General features: G+C 64.9%; 15 protein-coding genes. 8 read left to right on the top strand and 7 right to left on the bottom strand.

What is annotated here, in order from left to right; all coding sequences use genetic code 11:
* Positions 1-51: 51 nt before the first annotated feature.
* Positions 52-219: a hypothetical protein gene (locus PSV33_RS15720; RefSeq protein ID WP_300563214.1), complete on the top strand. Its 168-nt coding sequence runs from the start codon at positions 52-54 to the stop codon at positions 217-219.
* Positions 220-938: 719 nt separating this feature from the next.
* Positions 939-2,801, top strand: a complete 1,863-nt coding sequence (locus PSV33_RS15715; protein WP_300563213.1) for a phosphoenolpyruvate carboxykinase (GTP) — start codon at positions 939-941, stop codon at positions 2,799-2,801.
* A gap of 142 nt (positions 2,802-2,943) precedes the next feature.
* On the opposite strand, the gene PSV33_RS15710 is transcribed toward PSV33_RS15715, so the two are convergent.
* Entirely contained in the window at positions 2,944-3,480 is a 537-nt protein-coding gene (locus PSV33_RS15710) for a hypothetical protein (protein ID WP_300563212.1), read from the bottom strand.
* A gap of 155 nt (positions 3,481-3,635) precedes the next feature.
* Here PSV33_RS15710 and PSV33_RS15705 point away from each other — a divergent pair, with 155 nt between their 5' ends.
* Positions 3,636-4,592 (top strand): LysR family transcriptional regulator, encoded by a 957-nt coding sequence (locus PSV33_RS15705; protein ID WP_300563211.1) that lies wholly within the window; start codon positions 3,636-3,638, stop codon positions 4,590-4,592.
* Between the two features lie 69 nt (positions 4,593-4,661).
* Here PSV33_RS15705 and PSV33_RS15700 read toward each other — a convergent pair whose 3' ends face one another.
* On the bottom strand, positions 4,662-4,838 hold the full coding sequence (locus tag PSV33_RS15700; protein ID WP_300563210.1) for a hypothetical protein: 177 nt from the start codon (positions 4,836-4,838) through the stop codon (positions 4,662-4,664).
* Positions 4,839-5,060: 222 nt separating this feature from the next.
* Here PSV33_RS15700 and PSV33_RS15695 point away from each other — a divergent pair, with 222 nt between their 5' ends.
* A complete protein-coding gene (locus tag PSV33_RS15695) occupies positions 5,061-5,912 on the top strand; it encodes a metallophosphoesterase (protein WP_300563209.1) in 852 nt (283 codons plus the stop codon).
* Between the two features lie 59 nt (positions 5,913-5,971).
* Here the strand turns inward: PSV33_RS15695 and PSV33_RS15690 are convergent, their stop codons facing one another.
* A complete protein-coding gene (locus PSV33_RS15690; RefSeq protein ID WP_300563208.1) occupies positions 5,972-8,587 on the bottom strand; it encodes a CHASE domain-containing protein in 2,616 nt (871 codons plus the stop codon).
* A 222-nt stretch (positions 8,588-8,809) separates the two neighbouring features.
* Positions 8,810-9,385 (bottom strand): TetR/AcrR family transcriptional regulator, encoded by a 576-nt coding sequence (locus tag PSV33_RS15685; protein ID WP_300563231.1) that lies wholly within the window; start codon positions 9,383-9,385, stop codon positions 8,810-8,812.
* Between the two features lie 312 nt (positions 9,386-9,697).
* On the opposite strand from PSV33_RS15685, the gene PSV33_RS15680 reads away from it, so the two are divergent.
* Entirely contained in the window at positions 9,698-10,294 is a 597-nt protein-coding gene (locus PSV33_RS15680) for a hypothetical protein (protein WP_300563207.1), read from the top strand.
* On the opposite strand, the gene PSV33_RS15675 is transcribed toward PSV33_RS15680, so the two are convergent.
* On the bottom strand, positions 10,246-14,316 hold the full coding sequence (locus PSV33_RS15675) for a PAS domain S-box protein (RefSeq protein ID WP_300563206.1): 4,071 nt from the start codon (positions 14,314-14,316) through the stop codon (positions 10,246-10,248). The genes PSV33_RS15680 and PSV33_RS15675 overlap by 49 nt on opposite strands.
* Before the next feature lie 251 nt (positions 14,317-14,567).
* Between PSV33_RS15675 and PSV33_RS15670 the strand changes: the two genes are divergently transcribed.
* A complete protein-coding gene (locus PSV33_RS15670; RefSeq protein ID WP_300563205.1) occupies positions 14,568-14,918 on the top strand; it encodes a hypothetical protein in 351 nt (116 codons plus the stop codon).
* Positions 14,919-15,043: 125 nt separating this feature from the next.
* On the opposite strand, the gene PSV33_RS15665 is transcribed toward PSV33_RS15670, so the two are convergent.
* Positions 15,044-15,895 (bottom strand): M14 family murein peptide amidase A, encoded by an 852-nt coding sequence (locus PSV33_RS15665; protein WP_300563204.1) that lies wholly within the window; start codon positions 15,893-15,895, stop codon positions 15,044-15,046.
* A 61-nt stretch (positions 15,896-15,956) separates the two neighbouring features.
* Here PSV33_RS15665 and PSV33_RS15660 point away from each other — a divergent pair, with 61 nt between their 5' ends.
* Complete coding sequence (locus PSV33_RS15660) at positions 15,957-16,475, top strand: flavin reductase family protein (protein WP_300563203.1); 519 nt, start codon at positions 15,957-15,959, stop codon at positions 16,473-16,475.
* 28 nt (positions 16,476-16,503) lie between these two features.
* On the top strand, positions 16,504-17,400 hold the full coding sequence (locus PSV33_RS15655) for a DMT family transporter (protein ID WP_300563202.1): 897 nt from the start codon (positions 16,504-16,506) through the stop codon (positions 17,398-17,400).
* A gap of 261 nt (positions 17,401-17,661) precedes the next feature.
* On the opposite strand, the gene lipA is transcribed toward PSV33_RS15655, so the two are convergent.
* A complete protein-coding gene (gene lipA / locus PSV33_RS15650) occupies positions 17,662-18,657 on the bottom strand; it encodes a lipoyl synthase (protein ID WP_300563201.1) in 996 nt (331 codons plus the stop codon).
* Between the last annotated feature and the right edge of the window lie 20 nt (positions 18,658-18,677).

Genomic DNA, 18,677 nt, shown 5'->3' with positions numbered 1-18,677 from the left:
AAAAAAGGTAAAATTCTGCAATCTCGATTTTTCCCGTTTGCAGGAACCACCATGTCAAGCCCCGCCGATCACTCTACCAACGCCGCCCACAGCAGCCCCACACCCGCCCAGGAACAGGACGCGGTAGAAGCCATTGTGCCGCTGATGCCCATCGTGTTGCCGGTCGCTGGCGGCGTCTTGATGTTCCTGCTGGCTTTTATCGCCATCTACATGGCTTGAGTTGATTGAGGCAAGGCGTGATTCGCCCCGGGCATAAGGGAGGGTCGGGTCGGTATTTAAACGCGCTTGGACTTTGGTTCATCGCACCGCATCAAATACACTTTTGCCCATGTTGAGACGTTCGGCGTAAACGCAACCGACACCGTCTCCACTTACGCGGTCCCGCTCTGGGTCGCCGCGCGTAGCCTCCACGGCGAGCTTATCCGTCCCAACATCTGCCAACCCAGGCCCATTGGGTTTGGCCGACGGATTTTTCCAAGCGGCAATGCACCCCGAAACCCGCCTTCAGAGCGTTCAAAGCCACGCACTAACGCATGCTTAGGCGCCGAATCGCTATTTCATCTTTCCCGGTCACGACTGCACGAACCTGTGCGCTGCATATGCATAACATCATGCAGGTTTTGCATATCTTTTGGCTGTAACACCGAGGTAACCCATGCCGATGTTCTTAAAATGATTTTTCCAGCCTCCCCTTGGACGTCTGAAAAGCGTGCCACAAACTGCTTTTTTCGACCTTGGCCCCGCAGCACATCCAGGCTGTGGCCCCGCCTGCAAAACCAGGACTTGCCGATGGCAGCCCTGCTTGCTGTCCGATGGCTTGAAGCCTTGCGTGATGCGCGCCCGCAAGCCTTATTTCGACAAACGCCTCGCAGCCACCTCCCTGCTGGCCGCGGGACGGCGTTTTCCGAAATGACGCTTTTTAACTTTGGAGCTTTTCGATGAACCACCCCGCGATGCAAGGGCTTAACCTCAACACACCCGGTTATGTCAGGAACGCCAGGCTCATTGCCTGGGTGGCAGACATGGCTGCACTTTGCAAGCCGGACAATGTGTACTGGTGCGACGGCAGCGACGCGGAGTACCAGCGCCTGTGCCAGCAACTGGTCGACGCCGGTACCTTCAAAAAGCTCAACGAAGCCAAGCGGCCCAACAGCTTTCTGGCCTGCTCCGACCCGAGCGACGTCGCACGCGTGGAAGATCGCACCTACATCTGCTCGGCCAACAAGGAAAACGCCGGCCCGACCAACAACTGGATGGCCCCGGCCGAAATGCGCAGCACGCTGCAGCCGCTGTTTGACGGCTGCATGAAGGGTCGCACCATGTATGTGGTGCCTTTCAGCATGGGTCCGCTGGGATCGCACATTGCCCACATCGGCATTGAACTGACCGACAGCGCCTATGTGGCAGTGAACCAGAAGATCATGACGCGCATGGGCAAGGCGGTGTTTGACGTGCTCGGCGTCGACGGTGCATTCGTGCCCTGTGTGCACACCGTGGGCGCACCGCTGGCCGAAGGCCAGAAGGATGTGAGCTGGCCCTGCAACAAGACCAAGTACATCGTGCACTACCCGGAGACGCGGGAGATCTGGTCCTATGGCTCGGGCTACGGCGGCAACGCCCTGCTGGGAAAGAAATGTTTTGCACTGCGAATTGCCTCGAACATGGGCCGCGACCAGGGCTGGCTGGCTGAGCACATGCTGATCCTGGGCGTAACCAATCCCCAAGGCAAGAAATACCATGTGGCGGCGGCCTTCCCGAGCGCCTGCGGCAAGACCAACTTCTCGATGCTGGTGCCGCCAGCCGGCTTCGACGGCTGGAAGGTCACCACGATTGGCGACGACATCGCCTGGATCAAGCCCCATGCCGACGGCAAGATGTACGCCATCAACCCCGAAGCAGGCTACTTTGGCGTGGCCCCCGGGACCAACTTCCACACCAATCCGAACTGCATGGCGAGCCTGGACAAGAATGTCATCTTCACCAATGTGGCGCTGACGGACGACGGCGACGTGTGGTGGGAAGGCATGGAAAAAGACGGCGGCAGCCTGCCGGCCCATCTGATCGACTGGCAGGGCAAGGACTGGACGCCGCAGATCGCGAAAGAAACCGGGGCCAAGGCCGCGCACCCCAACGCCCGTTTCACGGTGGCGGCGCTCAACAACCCGGCGCTTGACCCGGAATGGGACAACCCGGACGGAGTAGCCATTGACGCGTTCATCTTCGGTGGCCGCCGATCTACTACCGTGCCACTGGTCACCGAGGCCCGGAGCTGGATGGAAGGGGTTTACATGGCTGCGACGATGGGCTCGGAAACCACGGCCGCCGCCGTCGGCCAGATGGGTGTTGTTCGCCGCGACCCGTTTGCCATGCTGCCTTTCTGCGGCTACAACATGAGCGACTACTTCCAGCACTGGCTGGACATGGAGCACAAGCTTGAAAGCCTGGGCCACGCCTTGCCCAAGATCTTCTGCGTGAACTGGTTCCGCAAGGACGAGGCGGGAAAGTTTGTCTGGCCGGGTTATGGCGAGAACATGCGTGTGCTCAAGTGGATGATCGACCGCCTCGAAGGCCAGGCGAAGGGCCAGGACACCATTTTCGGCATAGCGCCGCAATACGCCGAAATCAACTGGACCGGCCTGGACTTCAGCGCCCAGCAGTTCAACACCGTGACCAGCATTGACAAGGCCGCCTGGACTGAAGAATTGAAGCTGCACGCCGACCTGTTCAAGCAACTCGAACATCACCTGCCGAAAGAGCTGGGGGAGACCAAAGCCGCGATTGAGCGCCGTCTGGCGGCCTGACCGGCCCCCGGAAAAGACAGGGTGCGGCGCATGATCTGCGTTGCGCCCCCAGGATGGGCAAGCCGCCCGGACGCAAAAAAGCCACCCGACCGGGTGGCTTTTTTTTTGCGGCAAGGCAGGCGCGGTAAGCGCGCCTGACCCCTCAAATGTAGTAGCTCGGGTATGCGCGCAACACGCGGCTGCCAAGGTCAATCGGCCTGGCTTCCCGCGCTTTGACCGCTGCGGCGACCGCGACGGACGGCAAGGCGGCCGCTTCATCCATGTTTTCCTGACGCGCCATGGCGCCCTGCAGGTCGGCCATCACACGGGGATCCGCCTTGGCTGCTTCCCACAGCCGGACATCGGCACGCGCCTGGGCAATGGCGCTGGACCAGGCATCCAGTGCGGTCAGCACTCGCGCCGCCAGCTGACGGGCCGTCCCGGCAAACAGGGCCATGACGGAGAAAGCGACCGCCCACATGGCGACCCAGACCACCAGCAAGTGGCCCTCAGCCCAGTTCTCGACAAGCTGGTCGGCCACCACCACCATGGCCGCCACGATGGCTGCCAGCAACAGGCCTGCGAGGCCGCGGGTACTGTCAAAGCCCTTGCGCAGCTCACGGGCCGCGCCCACCGCAGACTCAAAGCGGACCACGCCGGGATGTTCGGCGGGATAGTTGATGTTGACAAAACTGGTCATGATGGTTCCCCTGAAGAGTGCGCCATCGCCGGTATTGGCTTGGGCACAGAGGGATATTAGGGTTAATACTAGTGTTATTCAACTTTATCTTTGTGATTAGATATATTCACCATTGTGATAACTTCGACTGAATGAGACCGATTGGGACATACCTCGTGAACCCGCCGAACTTCCGCACCCTCGACCTGAACCTGCTTCGCGTGTTTGACGAGGTCATGGCCGAACGCAGCCTGACACGGGCGGCACGCAATCTGTCGTTGACACAGCCGGCCGTCAGCAATGCGCTGCGCCGCCTGCGCGAGACGCTGGGCGACGAGCTGGTGCAGCGCAGTGGGCAGGGCATGGCGCCCACACCGCGCGCGCTCGCGATATGGCCGGCGGTGCGCGAAGCGCTGCAACAGTTGCAGGAGTCGCTCATTCCCAGCACCTTCGTGCCCGGCGAGGCCCATTCCACGTTTGTGCTGGCCATGGCCGACGCAACGGCCGCGGAGCTGATACCCGGGCTGGTGGACATCATGGAGCATGAGGCGCCGGGAGTGTCCATCCGCGTGGTGCCGCTGACAACGCGCGATCCGCGCAAACTCCTTGACGAGGATGCCTGCGATCTGGCGATCGGCTACTTTCCCGCCGTTCTGGCCGACCTGACGGCCCGCGCCCAGAGCGGCGAGGTCATGCCTTTCCTGCACCAGCGGCTGTATGACGGCGAATATGTGTGCGTGATGCGCGCCGGCCATGCGCTGGCCAGCGGCCCTTTCACATTGAACCGGTTTTGCGCAGCGCGCCACATGCTGGTGAGTTTTTCCGGCCGCGCCTACGGGTTCATCGACGAGTCACTGGCGTCGCTGGGCCGCCAACGCAAGGTGGTGCTGACCGTCAACCAGTTCTTCACCGCCGGCCGGGTGGTCGCCAACTCCAATCTGCTCACCGTGCTGCCCCGCCATTTCGTGCGGGTCACCGGCATCGCCGAGCAGCTGGTGCTGCGGCCCCTGCCCTTTGATGTGTCCCCGGTGCACGTCGATGCGGTGTGGCACCGCCGCTCCCAACAGCATGGCGCCCATGTCTGGCTGCGCCAGGCCCTGGTGCGGGCCGCCGACAAGGCCTTTTCGGGCTGACCCCGCCGAACGGCGCAGCAACGGTCGAACCTGGCGGCCACCGGAGCCGGCATCAACCTTGAGGAACCGTTAGCGCACCACGCTGAGGTAAGCGCGCGCCGCACGGCGCAGCTCCAGAGCCTGCTGCGGGTTGCGTCCGGCCCGGGCTTCTGCGCGCTCCATCAAGTTGTGGGCCACGCCGTGAACCGGCGCCACGGCACTGGGGAAAGGAAGAAAACGGAAAACCTGCGAAAAAAGCGTGTACATGTCATGGGCGCCAGAGCGGCGGAAAATTGCGATACCCCTACATTAAGGGTTTTCCCTAGGTTTGCAAGCCCGGTATAGGCCAATACCCATGCACAGAACGCATAGTTAGCCTGCCAGCCGGCATGGGCAGGGCTTTCCGCCCTCCGGCGCGTGTGGACTATCCCCGGACGGACAAGACGCCGCCGACTCTTGCCAAATCCGGCTTCCTGCACAATCGGTGAGGTGAACATCCAGCTTCTGTCCGACCTGCACCTTGAATCCAACCCGCATTTCCTGGCCCAGCCCGCCCCCGGGGCTGACCTGCTGGTGCTGGCAGGTGATATCGGCTCCTACCAGCCGGGATCGCTGCTGGAAGGGCTGAACGACAGCGACTTCGGCCTCGCCCGCTTTTCTCCCCTGCCGGTGGCGCAGGGCGGCGCGGCCTGGCCCACGCCGGTTTTTTTTCTGCCGGGCAACCACGAGTACGACGGACAGGATTTTGAGAGCACCCACACACGCCTGCGCGAGACCTGCGAGCGGCTGGGTATGGTCTGGCTGGAACGCCAGGCTATCGAGTGGCAGGGCGTCCGTTTTGTCGGCTGTACCCTGTGGACCGACTTTGACGCGCTGACCGCCGCACAGGAGGCCGACGGCAGCCTGACCACAGGCGATGTCCTCAAGGCCCGTGACAAGGCCTTTCGCGCCGCCAATTTCTACCTTCGCAAAAACCACGCCTTCCGGGACGGCCAGCCCATGCTGGCCGATGCCGTACGCGAACTCGGGTTGCAAAGCCAGGCCTGGCTGCGGCAGGCGCTGGCGAGCCCGTTCGACGGCCCGACCGTGGTCGTCACGCACTTTGCGCCCAGCTTGCTCAGTGGCGATCCGCGCTACGGCCTGGTGCCCGGCACAGCGGGGTTCTGCAACGCCCTGGACGATCTGCTGGCGCAGGCGCAGCTGTGGCTGCACGGTCACCTGCACTGCCCCAATGACTATGTGAAAAACGGCTGTCGGGTGGTGGCCAACCCTCTGGGTTATGCCCGCAAGGGTGAACAGGACGGATTCAAGCCGGGTTTATTGATCGGAATCGGGGCTTAGCCCACAACTGGCGGGCGCAAGCAGCTACAAAAATCATAGCAAGCCGGCAGGGCCGGCGTTCATATCCCCGGGTTATCCAGCGTGAAGAAAAAGCGTGCTCCCGCGCCGGGAACCGACTCAGCCCAGATCTGCCCACCGTGGCGCGCAATGATGCGCTGGATGTTGGCCAGCCCCACGCCCGCGCCGGGAAAGTCCTGCGGGGCGTGCAGGCGCTGGAAGCTGCGAAACAGCTTGTCGACATGGGCCATGTCAAAACCCTCGCCGTTGTCGCTGACCACGTAGACGGCTTGCCCGTCGCCCGCTGGCGCGGACTGCCGGCCGAAACTGATCTCGGTGTGCTTCTGCCGCGATGTGAATTTCCAGGCATTGCCCAGCAGCTCCTGCATCACCAGCCGCAGCAGCATCGCGTCAGCCTGCACCACCAGCCCCTCCTCGATGCTGATGCGGCGCGCGCGCGCGGGGTCTTCCTGTTGCAGGGCACCCATCACACTGTGCGCGACGGCGCTGAGATCCACCATCTGCACACGCAGGTGCACGCGCGAGAGGTTGGCCAGCGCCAGCAGGGCTTCGGTCAGCTCCCCGGCCTGCCGGACGCCGGCCTTGATGCGGTCGATGTAATGCCTGGCGCGGTCGTCCGTCACCCGGCGCTCGAGCAGACCACTGAAGCCGCCAATCGCAATAAAGGGCTGACGCAGGTCATGGGCCACCGAGTGGGCAAATTCCTGCAGATCCCGGTTGGACGCCTCGAGCTGGGCGGTCCGTCGCCCCACCCGCTGCTCCAGCTCGGCGTTGAGCCGCGCGATGCGTGCTTCCGAACGCTTGCGGGCGGTGATGTCGCGCAAGACAATGTTGGCGCAGGGCGCGTTGTTCGAATCCAGGAAGATCGACGACGACAGCTCGCACTCGAAAGTTGTCCCGTCGCCGCGCACCATGCGCAGCTCCCCGCGCGCCTTGCCTTCACGTTGGCGTTCATCGAGCAGCGCCTGCAAACGTGCGTCGCCGGGGTCCACCAGCCCGCCCCGGCTGCGCTCGCGCAACTCCTCCACACTCATGCGAAACAGCTCGCAGGCGGCGGGGTTGGCATTGAGCACCTGTCCATCCGGCCGGGTTTGCAAAATGCATTCGAGGCTGGTTTCGAACAGCTGGCGAAAGTGCTCCTCGCTGTTGCGCAGGGCCAGCTGGGCGGTCTGGCGTTCGGTGATGTCCATCAGGGTGCCCGCCATCAGCGCCGGCTGGCGATTGCCAACCCATGCGCAGACGCGGCCGCGCAACAGCACCCAGATCCAGCGGCCGTCCTTGTGGCGCAGTCGCACCTCGCAGTCAAAGTAGGGCGTCCTGCCGTCAAAGTGCTGCTCAAGCAGCCGATCGGCGTGGAGCAGGTCCCCGGGATGGGTCAGGGAACGCCAGGTCTGGATGTTCAGGGGACGCAACTCGTCGAGCGCGCGGCCGGTGATGGCCGCCCAGCGTTCGTCGAAGCGGGCGTCCCCCGTCTGCAGATTCCACTCCCAGGTGCCGACATTGGTCCCCTCCACAATGCTGAGCAGGCGCTGCTGCTCCCGGGCCAGGTCCAGCGTCATGCGCTGGGCCACAGACAACGCGCGGGCCCGGCTGCTGCCGAGCAGCCAGATGCACAAGGCCGCCAGCAGGCTCAGCAAAACCCCGCTCAGCCCCAGCAAGGCAGGCATGAGGCTGGCCGCCTCGGCTTCAAACGCAGGGGTGGTGCTGACACGCAAGGTCAAGGTGCGCCCGCCAGCCGACACCGGCCGGAAGGTACTGAAAAGACGTCCCGTGGCGTCGTTCGGCGCAGACTCACCCCGGACTGCCGCCAGATGCCGGCTCTGGTCGTAAACCAGCGTCTGGGCGTTCACCTGTTCCGCGTCAAAGAGCTCAAAATACGCCTGCCCCTGGGTGGCCTCGACCGCCCCTTGCAACACCTCGTTGACCACCATGGGCGCAAACAGCACGCCAATCAGGAGCGCCTGGCGTTGCGCCGGCGTGGAGATGTCACCACCCGCGCGGTAGACCGGCAACAGGTAAACCCATCCCGGCCTTTGCTGCTGATCATGCACAAGGATGGTTTTTCTGGTCAGGGCGGGCTCGCCCGTCGCCACGGCACGCTCGATGGCCTCGCGCCGGACAGGGTCCGCCCCCACGTCCAGGCCCAGAACCGCCTGGTTGCGGGCCTGCGGTTCCATGAACTTCACCACATACAGGTCGGTCGCCATGCTGGTGGTCGGCGAGCCGGGCATCGTGCTGACGGCGAAAGTCGGCTCGTCGTCCGCGCGTTCGGCGGCGACAAAGCGGTCCAGGTCATCCCGCAGGACCCGGGCCATGAAGCCAAAGCCGCGCACGCCCGGAAAGTCGCGCGCCAGTTCGCTGAACTGCACATAGGCGCGGAACTCTCCCCGTTCGACCGAGTTGCTGGCCGCATAGACACCAGCGGCGCCGCGCAGACCCCGCAGCGGGGCGTTCAGGCGGTCCTGCACTTCGTTCTGGACACGGTCTGCCAACTGGTCGAAGCGCTCCTTTGCCTGGCTCCGAAACGTGTTGTTCAGCAAGGAAACGCCCACCCCGGTGAAAAGCAGGCCAAGCACCAGGGCCAGTGCTGCCAGGGCCATCGCCAGGCGCTGGCTTCGGACGGACTGCGGGTCCGAGGGCGCCAGCTGACGCGTCATGGCAGGTACGACAACACCTGTGAGACGCGGTCGTGCGGCACGGCCACGTCAGGCGCCGGCAGGGGCGGATTGATGCGCAAAGCGGACGACCTCATGGGTTGAAGCGAGTTGCCGTTCACAGGAAGGCTGACCCACAGGGACAGTAGACACCAAAGGACTACACAATGTAATTCAAATTCCGGCTTTTGCGAACACCGGGAGGGGCGCAGGTTTTGCAGCCCCCTAGCGCGAGCAGAGTCCGTCGAAGCAGGTGCGAATCACCAGCTCCATGATGTCTTCGTCACTGTGCTGACCGCCAGCCCGCAGGAACTCCAGCACCGGGTCGCAGGCCCGGGCGTACAAGGTGTAGAGCACCAGAATCGGCGGAATGCTGGTGCTCAGGGAGCCGTCTTTCTGCGCCCGTTCTATCCAGCCACCAATCTGGTCACTGATACGCACCAACCCGTCGAGGTAGGCCTTGTTGTTCATCAGTGTGGTGCGCAGGCTCGAGTTCTGGTGCGGCAGTGAGGGCATTTCTCCGGCCAGCTGCAACTGCAGCATCCAGCGCACCATCGCCTTGAGCTGCGCCAGGGGCTGGGCGTCCGGGGGCAGGCTGGCCAAAAAGGCCTGCGCCAGCCCCACCACGCGCACCATGGCCGCCGCAGCGAGGTCTTCCTTGCTGGGGAAATGCTTGTAAAGGCTGGCCTTGGCAATGCCCACATCGGCAGCCACCTCGTCGACCGTCATCAGGTCAAAGCCCTTTTCCGCCAGCAGCCGGTTGACCGCTTTCACAATGGCATCCTCCCTGGCCGCCAGCATTTGCGCCTTGAAAGAGATTTTGGGGCCGCCATGCGCAGCGGGCCTTGCCTTGACGGCCGACGCGGTAGAAGAGGTAGTCATGTCAATATTTTAGCCGCTCTCGTCTGAATTGGGAGTGGCTGATCTATTTTCTACCGTGCAGTCACAATCGAACCTTACGGTTTCTGACACTTTATTCCCAATCGTTGCGCCTCTTCGGGTGGCGCGCATGTATCTTGCACTCTCCTGCCTACTCTTGCCTTGCACGGCCGGTGCCGTGTGCCGCTGGCATCCTCACTGGCATCCTGTTTCTTCCTGATGGAGCACGAGACCATGAAAACCACCTGGACCGGCTCTGTGGCCTGGTTGCTGGCCGTCTCTGCCGCACTGGCCCTGGCGCTGGCAGCGCCCAATGACACCAGCGTCATGGGCCAGCTGCCCTCGTTCATGGCACGCACCCTGGCCCAGCAGACCATGGCGGTGCCCGGCGGCCTGCCGGCCGAACGGACGCTGGCCCTCATCACTTTTCGCAGCAGCCAGCGCGCCCACATTGACAGCTGGATCCAGGGCCTGAACCTGCATGCCGACCCCTCGATCACCTGGCTGCGCATGCCGGTTCTAGACGACCCGGGCAGCACCCTTGCACGCAACGCCATCGAGACCAAACTCCTGCGCAGCTACCCGGCGGACGCCGAACGCACGAGACTGATGCCGGTATTCACCGACCGAGAGCGTTTTGTCCGCTCCGCCGGCCTGCGCGGAACGGACGAGGTTTATGCGGTGGTGATCAACCGGCAGGGCGACGTGCTGGCCCGCGCCGAAGGCGCATTCGACGCCGACAAGGCGGACAAGCTGCGTGAGACCTTGCAGCCGGACCGCACTCAGGCGTCGTCCAGCCCCCCGGCAGGGGCGTCGCCCAGGGTGAAGTAGAACGAAGCGCCGTGCCCCGGCGCGGACTCGGCCCACACCCGCCCACCGTGACGCGTGATGATTCTGTGCACCGTCGCCAGGCCAATGCCGGTTCCGGCAAACTCCGAGACGTTGTGCAGCCGCTCGAAAGCGCCGAACAGCTTTTCTGAATAGGCCATGTCAAACCCCGCCCCGTTGTCCCGCACCACATACACGACCTCACCGCCAGGGCCTTGCTCTCGCCTGAACGCGATCAGGGTTTGCGCTTGCTGGCTGCTGAACTTCCAGGCGTTGCCCAGCAGGTTGTCCAGCACCTGCAGCAGCAGGCGTGCATCACCCTGGACCAGCAATTCGGGCTGGATGTCGAGCAAGGCCGTGCGGCGGGGCTCTCTCTCGCGGTAACCCTCCAGTATCTTTTGCGCCAGGACGCTCAGATTGACGCTCTCCCAGCGCAGGCTGGTGCGCGAGACCTGGGCCAGCGACAGCAGCGCGTCGATCAGCTCGCCCATCTGTGCCACGCCGGCACGTATGCGGGCCAGGTAGTGCCTGCTGCGTTCTCCCGCCGCACCGTCCTCCAGCTCCCGGGCCAACAGGTTGCTGAATCCACCGATGGAACTGAGCGGCGTGCGCAGGTCATGCGACACCGAATAGGAAAAGGCCTCAAGCTGCTTGTTGGCAAACTCGAGCTGGCCGGTGCGCTGCTGCACCCTGTCTTCCAGACTGGCATTGAGTTGCAGGATTTCCTCGCGCGCCCGCTTGCGCTCGCGGATATCGGTGTTGATGCCCAGCACGCCGTTGACCTCGCCGTGTCCGTCGCGCACCAGGGTCCAGCGCGCCTCAATGCTGACTGCCGTGCCGTCCCGCGCCACCTGCTCAATCTCCCCCGTCCAGTCCCCGTCATTGGCCAGGGTCTGGTTCATGGCGTCAGCCAGCACCTGCGGGTCGCTGTACATCAGCTGGTCCATGGTTTTGCCGAGCACCTCGTCAGAGGTCCAGCCATAGAGGCGCTCCGCGCCCTTGTTCCAGAAACGCAGGGTTCTGTCGAGGTTGCGAACCATGATGGCGTCCTGCGCGCGGTCCAGCAGCGAAGCCTGCTCGCGCACCTGGGCGGCCGCGAGCCGCGCCACCTCCTGGCTGCGCTGGCGCTCCAGCCGGGCGCGCAGGCTGCCAATGCCAAACGCGAGGTTGTCGGCCATGTCCTGCAGCAGCCGGATCTCCTCAGGGGCCAGCTTTTCAAGCGATTCCGAATACAGGCCCAGCAAGCCGAATGCGCGATGGGTATCACACAGCGGCAGGAACACCGCGCTGCGGTAGCCCTGCTCTGCCGCTTCCTCGCTCCAGTAAAACTGGTTGGCCCCCTGCGCAATGTTTTCACTGACACTGGCTTGCCCGCTGCGTATGGTCTGGCCCGCGGGGCCGCGCCCCGTGGGCTGGTCGGCATCCCAGGTCAGCCTGACCCTGGCCAGGTAGCCCTCTTCCTGGCCCGCGTGGGCCATGGGCTTGATGGTGCGGTCCGCGTCGTCCTGCGCATAACCGACCCACGCCATCCGGTAGCCGCCCACTTCCACCGCCAGTTGGCACACCTGCAGCAGCAGCGCGGCTTCGTCGTCGATGCGGGTCAGGGCCTGGTTGCAGCGACTGAGCATCTGCAGCGCCCGGTTGGTGCGTGCCAGCTCCCGGTCGGCACGTTTGCGGCCGGTCACGTCGCGCGCGGTACCGACAATGCGCTCCACCGCGCCGGCTTCGTTGAGAACCGGGTAGGACCGGTCGCGTATCCAGCGAACCTCGCCATCCGGCCGGACAATCCGGTATTCCAGGTCGGTGGCAGCACCCGTCGCCTGCCAGTGGTGGGTCTGCGCTTCCGCCTCCCGGTCGTCGGGATGGATGGACTCGCGGTAGGCATCGGGCGTTGCGTACAACTCCTCCCGGCGCCGATGCCACAAGGTCTCATAGGCCGGACTGATATAGAGAAAACGACCGGTGGCAAAGTCGCGGTTGTAAAACACGTCCTTGATGTTTTCCGCAAGCTCGCGAAAACGCGCCTCGCTCCCCAACAGTGCGGCCTCAGCGCGCGCGCGCTCGATCGCAATGCGCGCCAGCCGCACGGCCGTGTCCACCAGGTCCTGGTCCGCCGGTTGGGGCGTGTACGGGGTGTGATGGTAGATGGCGAAGGTGGCCAGGACCTCGCCCGCCGCAGAAAGCACCGGCGTGGACCAGCAGGACTGCAAGTCGAATTCGCGTCCGATCTCGCGGTAGTTGCTCATCAGCGGATCAGTGGCCAGGTCCGCCACCACGACCGGCTTTTTGCGGAACGCCGCCGTCCCGCAGGCGCCAGCGCCTTCGCCGATCTCCAGCCCGTCGATCTGCCGGCTGAAAGCAGCCGGCAGGCTGGGCGCCGCCCCATGGCGCAGTTGCGTGCCCTCGCGCAGCAGGATCGAACACAGGCTGTTGGCGGAACGGCCCTCGATCAGGCCCACGATGGCTTCCAGCGACTGCGGCAAGGGCACGCCGTAGGCAATCAGCTCGAGCACCCGCTCCTGGTCGCGGACCAGCTCGTCGATGAGCTTGCGCTCGGTGATGTCGGTAAACACCACCAGCCCGCCCACCAGCTGCCCCGCTTCGTCGTGCAGGGGGCGGACATTGTTGCGCAGCACATGGTCCCTGGCACCGGTCCGGCGCAGAAGGACATCCCAGTTGTCGACACTCTCGCCGCGAATGGCCCGGCTCAGCGGCCGGTTGTGCGGTGCACACACCGTCTTGCCGTCCAGCAGCAGCACCTCGTGATCGGCCCGCCATTCGGCCAGCGACATCCCCGCAGCATCGACAGGAAAAAACTTCCTCGCCGCCGCATTGAACAGCAGAAAGCGGCCCTGGACATCGATCGCCAGCACCCCTTCACTCATGCTGTTGATGATCAGATCCAGCATGCCGCGCTCCTTGCCGATGCGGGCCAGCGACGCGTCGCGCTGGTGGTGGCTCCGCTCCAGCGATTCGGCCATGCGGTTGAAGGTTCGTGCCAGGTGCCCGAGCTCCCCCTGGTATAGCGGGCCGAGCTCCACGCGAGCCGCGAGGTTGCCGCTGGCCAGTTCGTCGGCTTCGCGCAGCATGGCGTTGGCCGGGTTGACGATCAGGCGCCTGCCCATGACCCAGGCGCCGGCCATGCCCGTCAGGACAGCGGCCAGCAAGACCGCCAGCTCCAGCGCCAGCATCTCCGTCGGTTCGGCAGAAATCCGGGCGCGGGTCATGCTGACGGCCACAAACAGCGCGCCGGCCGCCGGCCCACTGACCGGGGCGAAGGCGTAAACGCGCTGCTCCCCATCCCCGTCCGGGGCCTCCACGATGCCAGCGCGCGGGGACTGCAAAAAGGCCCGGATGTTCGCATCTTTCTGCACGCTGCCCACCGCGCCGGCCATGGCTGGCTGGGTGGCCAGGAGGGTGCCCTGACGGTCGGTCAGCACCATGCTGGCGCCTGGCGCGGGCACCTCCTGCGCCAGCAGAGGCGCAAAAGCCTGCACGCCGAGCGCGGCAAACACCATCCCGCTCAGCGCCCCGGCGTTGTCCTGCACGGGCGCCGCAAAACCGACGCCGGCCTGGCCGCTACGCCTTCCGATCCCGTATTCACCGATTGAAAACTGGCGGCTGGCCAGGACACGTTTGAAAAAAGGACGGGCGCTGGCATCGGCGCCCACGACGCTCGCGTCGGAGTGGCACAACACGGTGCCGTCAAGGTCCACCACCCCCAGATCGGTGTACTGCGGGTGCACCGCATGCAAATTGCGAAGGTACTCGCTGCACAGTGCCGGCAGCCGGCCCTTGATGGACGGCGCGCTGGCCAGATCGACCAGAAGCTGTTTGATCGCTTCGACCTGCGACTGCTGGCTGGCGGCGGCCAGCAGCGCCTGGGACTGCAGTGTGGAGCGCGCAAGCTTCAGGGCATCGCTCTGCTTGTCGGCTGCGACCCAGGCAAACAGGGCCAGCACCGGCAGCAAGGCCACCACGATCAACACCAGCAGACGGGCACGAAGACCCAGCGAACTCAGCATGCCATTCCTTTGCGCCTTGCGCTTGCAGGGGTCGGCGCGGGCCATCGTTCACTGCGGATGATCCACGGTTGTTACAAAACCGGTACTTTGAAACCCCGACACCATCGTAGTACTTTGACCCGGCGATGACCACCCGTCGGGCAAGCGACCGCCGTCCTCCTACATCCGGAGGCCCACCAGACCGACAAATTCAGCCCGGCAACGGCAGCACAGTGGAGCGCCGAACCCCTGTACTCATAGAAAGACCGCTTGTGGCCCGCCCTTCACCCGACCAGACCGACAAGACCGACCAGACCCAGCAGCCCAGCCAACCTGTTCCAGCCGGGCGCAAGCAGGCCAGCGACCAACCTGGCCAGAGCGAAGGCATGCCCGTCAAGACCCCGGCACCAGGACGCCCGCGGCCCGGTCGCGCGGAAACGCCCAGCGATGCCTCGGACGAAGCCAGCCTGGCACTGCCGCATGAGCGTGACCAGTCTGTCGACATGACAGATACACCGTCCGATCCGCAAGTGCAGCAAGCCAGCCATGACCTGCGCCGGGGCCTGCAGGACACCGGTAAAAGTGTTCCCATGGACAAGACCTACGACCGGCTCAAGCGGTAAAACGGCGCCCGAGGCAGTCGATTGCTACTGAATTAATAGCTGTTGACGCTTGCTGCAAAAGGGCTGCAGATCCTTTTGGCATCCAACCCAGGGGCGGCGAGCCGGCGGAATGCGGCCGCGGTGTGTCACGGTGTGCGTGACGACGCCTCGGGGGCGCCCGCAGGCACACGCTCGGTCATCCAGCGCAGCAGATCCAGCCACATCTGACGCATCTCGGCGTCCAGGGGTGTGCGCATTGCGTTGGGCAGTTCAATGGTGACCACCGGCACCCCCTTGTGGACACCGCCGTAATTGCCCAGCGAGCCCGGGAAGATGCCGACCTGGTCCAGGTACAGCCGCCCCAGTCTGGACGGCGGGACCGACGGCCCGTCGAAGTCAAGCACGCCGTAGGGCGCATGGATGCTGACGATCAGGTGGGGCTTGAAGCTCTGCATTTCCTGGTACAGGAAGCGCGACTCCGGCTCGGACAGCGGCTTGGTGCCCGGCCAGCGGCGTGGGTCCTTGCGGGTTCGTTTTTCCCAGTACACCTTGGCGTCGCGCTCCCAGAAAGGCGTGGGAAAGTTGCGGTTCAGATCGACGCCGTTGGCGTTGACGCGCTGCGGCGGGCTGGCCAGCAGCCCGTCGGGATTGAGGGCCGGAATGAAACGCCAGTGAATGGCCTGCGACCAGGGCGCCGTGGTTTCCTCGGCCAGTCGGATCCAGTGCAGGGCCACCGAGGCCGACGACAGCTCATCGCCATGAATCGCGCCCAGCACCAACACACGCTGGCGGACATCCTCGGGCTTGACATCGCGCATCCACAGGGTCTGCCCCCTGACCGAGCGGGCGGCCGTAGGCTGCAGTCGGGCGGTCTCGCAGAGGCTGCGCTTGAGATTCGGCAGTTTGCGAACAAAATCATCACAAGGCCCCGCAGCCTGTGCGCCAGCTGCTATCAAAAAAGAAGCTATCAGAGGAACGGCGGTGCAGGTCAAGCGCATGCCCCGATTTTACGCGCGGCGCCCGACGACCGGTCGCGGGGCATTCGGGTAAATTACCCCCATGACGCTTCCCACTGCCTTGCGCCGGGCCAGCCGCCCCAGTTTTTCACCGCGCGAGTTCCGTGCCTGCCTCGGCATGTTTGCCACCGGTGTGACGATTGTCACGGCGCGTGCGGCCAGTGGCGAGCTGGTCGGGCTGACGGCCAACTCCTTCAACTCGGTCTCGCTGGAGCCGCCGCTGGTGCTGTGGAGCCTGGCGCAGGCGGCCGGCTCCATGCCCGCACTGAGCACCGGCTCGCACTACGCCATCAACATTCTGGCGGCCGACCAGAAAGCACTGGCCGAGCGTTTTGCGGCGCAGCGCGAAGGCCGCTGGGACGGCGTCGCCTGGACCGAAGGGGCCAGTGGCTCGCCGCTGCTGGCGGGCGCAGCGGCCACCTTTGAGTGTTTCAACCGCAGCCGCTACGACGAGGGCGACCATGTGATTTTTGTCGGCGAGGTCGAACGCTGCGCCCACCGAGCCGGCGCCGCGCCGCTGCTGTTTCACGGCGGCAGGTTCTATACCGAGCACCCGCTCTGACAGCTCCTGCTGCAACTTTCGGCCACGCATGATCGCCCGCAAAACCCATCTCGACACCCTCGCCATTTCCCTGCTGCTGGCCTGCTGCCTGTTCTGGGGCTTCCAGCAGGTGCTGGTCAAGGCCACGCTGGTCGAGTTGCCCCCGGTGTTTCAGGCGTCCATCCGTTTTGCCGGCGCCACCTTGCTGCTGTGGCTGTGGTGTGCCTGGCGCGGCGTCCGGCTGTTTTCCGGCGACGGCACATTGGTCGCCGGGCTGCTGGCCGGCGCCCTGTTCGCCGTCGAGTTCGCCTGCCTGTATGTGGGCCTGCAGTACACCAGCGCCTCGCGCCTGACGGTGTTTCTCTACACCTCGCCCTTCTGGGTGGCCATTTTGCTGCCGCTGTGGGTGGCCTCCGAGAAGCTGCGCACCATGCAGTGGGCAGGCCTGGCCTGCGCTTTTGCAGCCGTGGTTTTTGCGCTGCGCGAAGGTTTCAGCGCCGGAGCCCCGTCCACCTGGCCGGGCGACCTGCTGGCGCTGGCCGCCGGCATGTTCTGGGGGCTGACCACGGTGGTCATTCGCGCGTCGTCGCTGAGCCGGGTGTCCGCCGAAAAGCTGCTTTTCTACCAGGTGGCGGTCAGCACCCTGGCCTTGCCCGTGCTGTCGCTGGCGCTCGGAGAGCCCTGGGTCTGGACCTTCAGCCCTTTTGCCATCACATCGCTGCTGTTGCAGACGGTGATCGGTGCTTTCGCCAGCTACCTGGCCTGGATGTGGATGCTGGGGCGTTACCCGGCCACCAAAATTTCGGTGTTTGTGTTTCTCACACCGCTGTTTGCCTTGCTGTTTGGGGCGCTGTGGCTGCAGGAAACCGTCACGCCCAGCCTGCTGGCGGCGCTGGCGCTGGTGGCGGCGGGCATCGTGCTGGTCAACCGCAAGCCAGGCAGCTGAGACGGGCCCGGTCCGGCCCGTGGGGGCTGAGCGCCCGTCCATGATGCGGACTTCGCCGCCCTGCGCCTTCGTGGCGATGCGCTGCCCGACGCGGCCCGGCGATCGGCCCTGGCCGGGCGGGACGGCGCCGAACGAACTGGCCCAATAGCGGCGTTGTCTCTCACGCCGCGCAACAACCGGTGCGCCCCAAGACAGTGCCCCAGCCGATAGCCTGCGGGTTGTGGCGCCCCTGGCGCAGCAACGGGCGTTGCGGGACGGGGCTCAAAACACGCCGGCCGCCTGCGCCTGCTGGTCGGCATGGTAGGAGCTGCGCACCAGCGGACCCGAAGCGGCATGCACAAAGCCCATCGCGTAGGCGGCGTCCGCATAGCGCTTGAAGCTGTCCGGATGCACATAGCGGCGCACCGGCATGTGGCCGCCGGACGGCTGCAGGTACTGGCCGATGGTGAGCATGTCCACGCGGTGGGCTCGCAGCGCGCGCAGCACCTCCAGAATTTCATCGTCGGTCTCGCCCAGCCCGACCATCAGGCCGGACTTGGTCGGGATGGCCGGGTGCCGGTCCTTGAAGCGCTGCAGCAGGTTCAGCGTGTTCTGGAAATCCGCGCCGGGCCGGGCTTCCTTGTACAGGCGCGGCACGGTCTCGATGTTGTGGTTCAGCACGTCCGGTGGCGCAGTGCCCAGAATGTCCAGCGCCAGGTCCAGCCGGCCGCCAAAGTCGGGCGTCAGGATCTCGATGATGGTCGTCGGCGCCAGCGCGCGTATGCGCTGGATGCACTGCACAAAATGGCTGGCGCCGCCGTCGCGCAAGTCGTCACGGTCCACCGAGGTGATGACGACGTAGTTGAGCCTCATGAGCGCAATGGTCTGGGCCAGGCGCTCCGGCTCGTCCCGGTCCAGCGGGTCGGGCCGGCCCGTGCTGACATTGCAAAAGCGGCAGCGGCGCGTGCATTTGTCGCCCATGATCATGAAGGTCGCCGTGCCCTTGCTCCAGCACTCGCCAATGTTGGGGCAAGACGCCTCTTCGCACACGGTGACCAGCTGATGGTCGCGCACGATGTCCTTGGTCTCGCGAAAGCGGCCCGTGGGAATCACCGCCTTGACGCGGATCCAGTCGGGCTTGGGCAGGCGGTCACCGGGGTCTCCCAGTTCGCGCTTGGTCTTGAGGCTGCCGCGTTGCTGGTCCGGCCGATCGGACATGGCGGGGGCCTGCGGCAGCACCGACACGATGTTTCTGAAGCGGATGGTCTCAAGGGTCATGGTGCAGGGATCCTGGTTGG

This window comes from Polaromonas sp. (genome assembly GCF_029945895.1).
In the GTDB taxonomy this organism is placed as follows: Bacteria; Pseudomonadota; Gammaproteobacteria; order Burkholderiales; family Burkholderiaceae_C; genus Polaromonas.
The sequence above is the reverse complement of the archived record's forward strand: the minus strand, read 5'-3'. Positions and strand labels throughout refer to the sequence as shown.

What these genes read in the sequence shown, in the direction of transcription:
- PSV33_RS15720 (WP_300563214.1), top strand. Translation starts at nt 52, where the DNA reads ATGTCAAGCCCCGCCGATCACTCTACCAACGCCGCCCACAGCAGCCCC.
- PSV33_RS15715 (WP_300563213.1), top strand. Translation starts at nt 939, where the DNA reads ATGAACCACCCCGCGATGCAAGGGCTTAACCTCAACACACCCGGTTAT.
- PSV33_RS15710 (WP_300563212.1), bottom strand. Translation starts at nt 3,480, where the DNA reads ATGACCAGTTTTGTCAACATCAACTATCCCGCCGAACATCCCGGCGTG.
- PSV33_RS15700 (WP_300563210.1), bottom strand. Translation starts at nt 4,838, where the DNA reads ATGTACACGCTTTTTTCGCAGGTTTTCCGTTTTCTTCCTTTCCCCAGT.
- PSV33_RS15690 (WP_300563208.1), bottom strand. Translation starts at nt 8,587, where the DNA reads ATGACGCGTCAGCTGGCGCCCTCGGACCCGCAGTCCGTCCGAAGCCAG.
- PSV33_RS15685 (WP_300563231.1), bottom strand. Translation starts at nt 9,385, where the DNA reads ATGCTGGCGGCCAGGGAGGATGCCATTGTGAAAGCGGTCAACCGGCTG.
- PSV33_RS15680 (WP_300563207.1), top strand. Translation starts at nt 9,698, where the DNA reads ATGAAAACCACCTGGACCGGCTCTGTGGCCTGGTTGCTGGCCGTCTCT.
- PSV33_RS15675 (WP_300563206.1), bottom strand. Translation starts at nt 14,316, where the DNA reads ATGCTGAGTTCGCTGGGTCTTCGTGCCCGTCTGCTGGTGTTGATCGTG.
- PSV33_RS15665 (WP_300563204.1), bottom strand. Translation starts at nt 15,895, where the DNA reads ATGCGCTTGACCTGCACCGCCGTTCCTCTGATAGCTTCTTTTTTGATA.
- PSV33_RS15660 (WP_300563203.1), top strand. Translation starts at nt 15,957, where the DNA reads ATGACGCTTCCCACTGCCTTGCGCCGGGCCAGCCGCCCCAGTTTTTCA.
- PSV33_RS15655 (WP_300563202.1), top strand. Translation starts at nt 16,504, where the DNA reads ATGATCGCCCGCAAAACCCATCTCGACACCCTCGCCATTTCCCTGCTG.
- lipA (WP_300563201.1), bottom strand. Translation starts at nt 18,657, where the DNA reads ATGACCCTTGAGACCATCCGCTTCAGAAACATCGTGTCGGTGCTGCCG.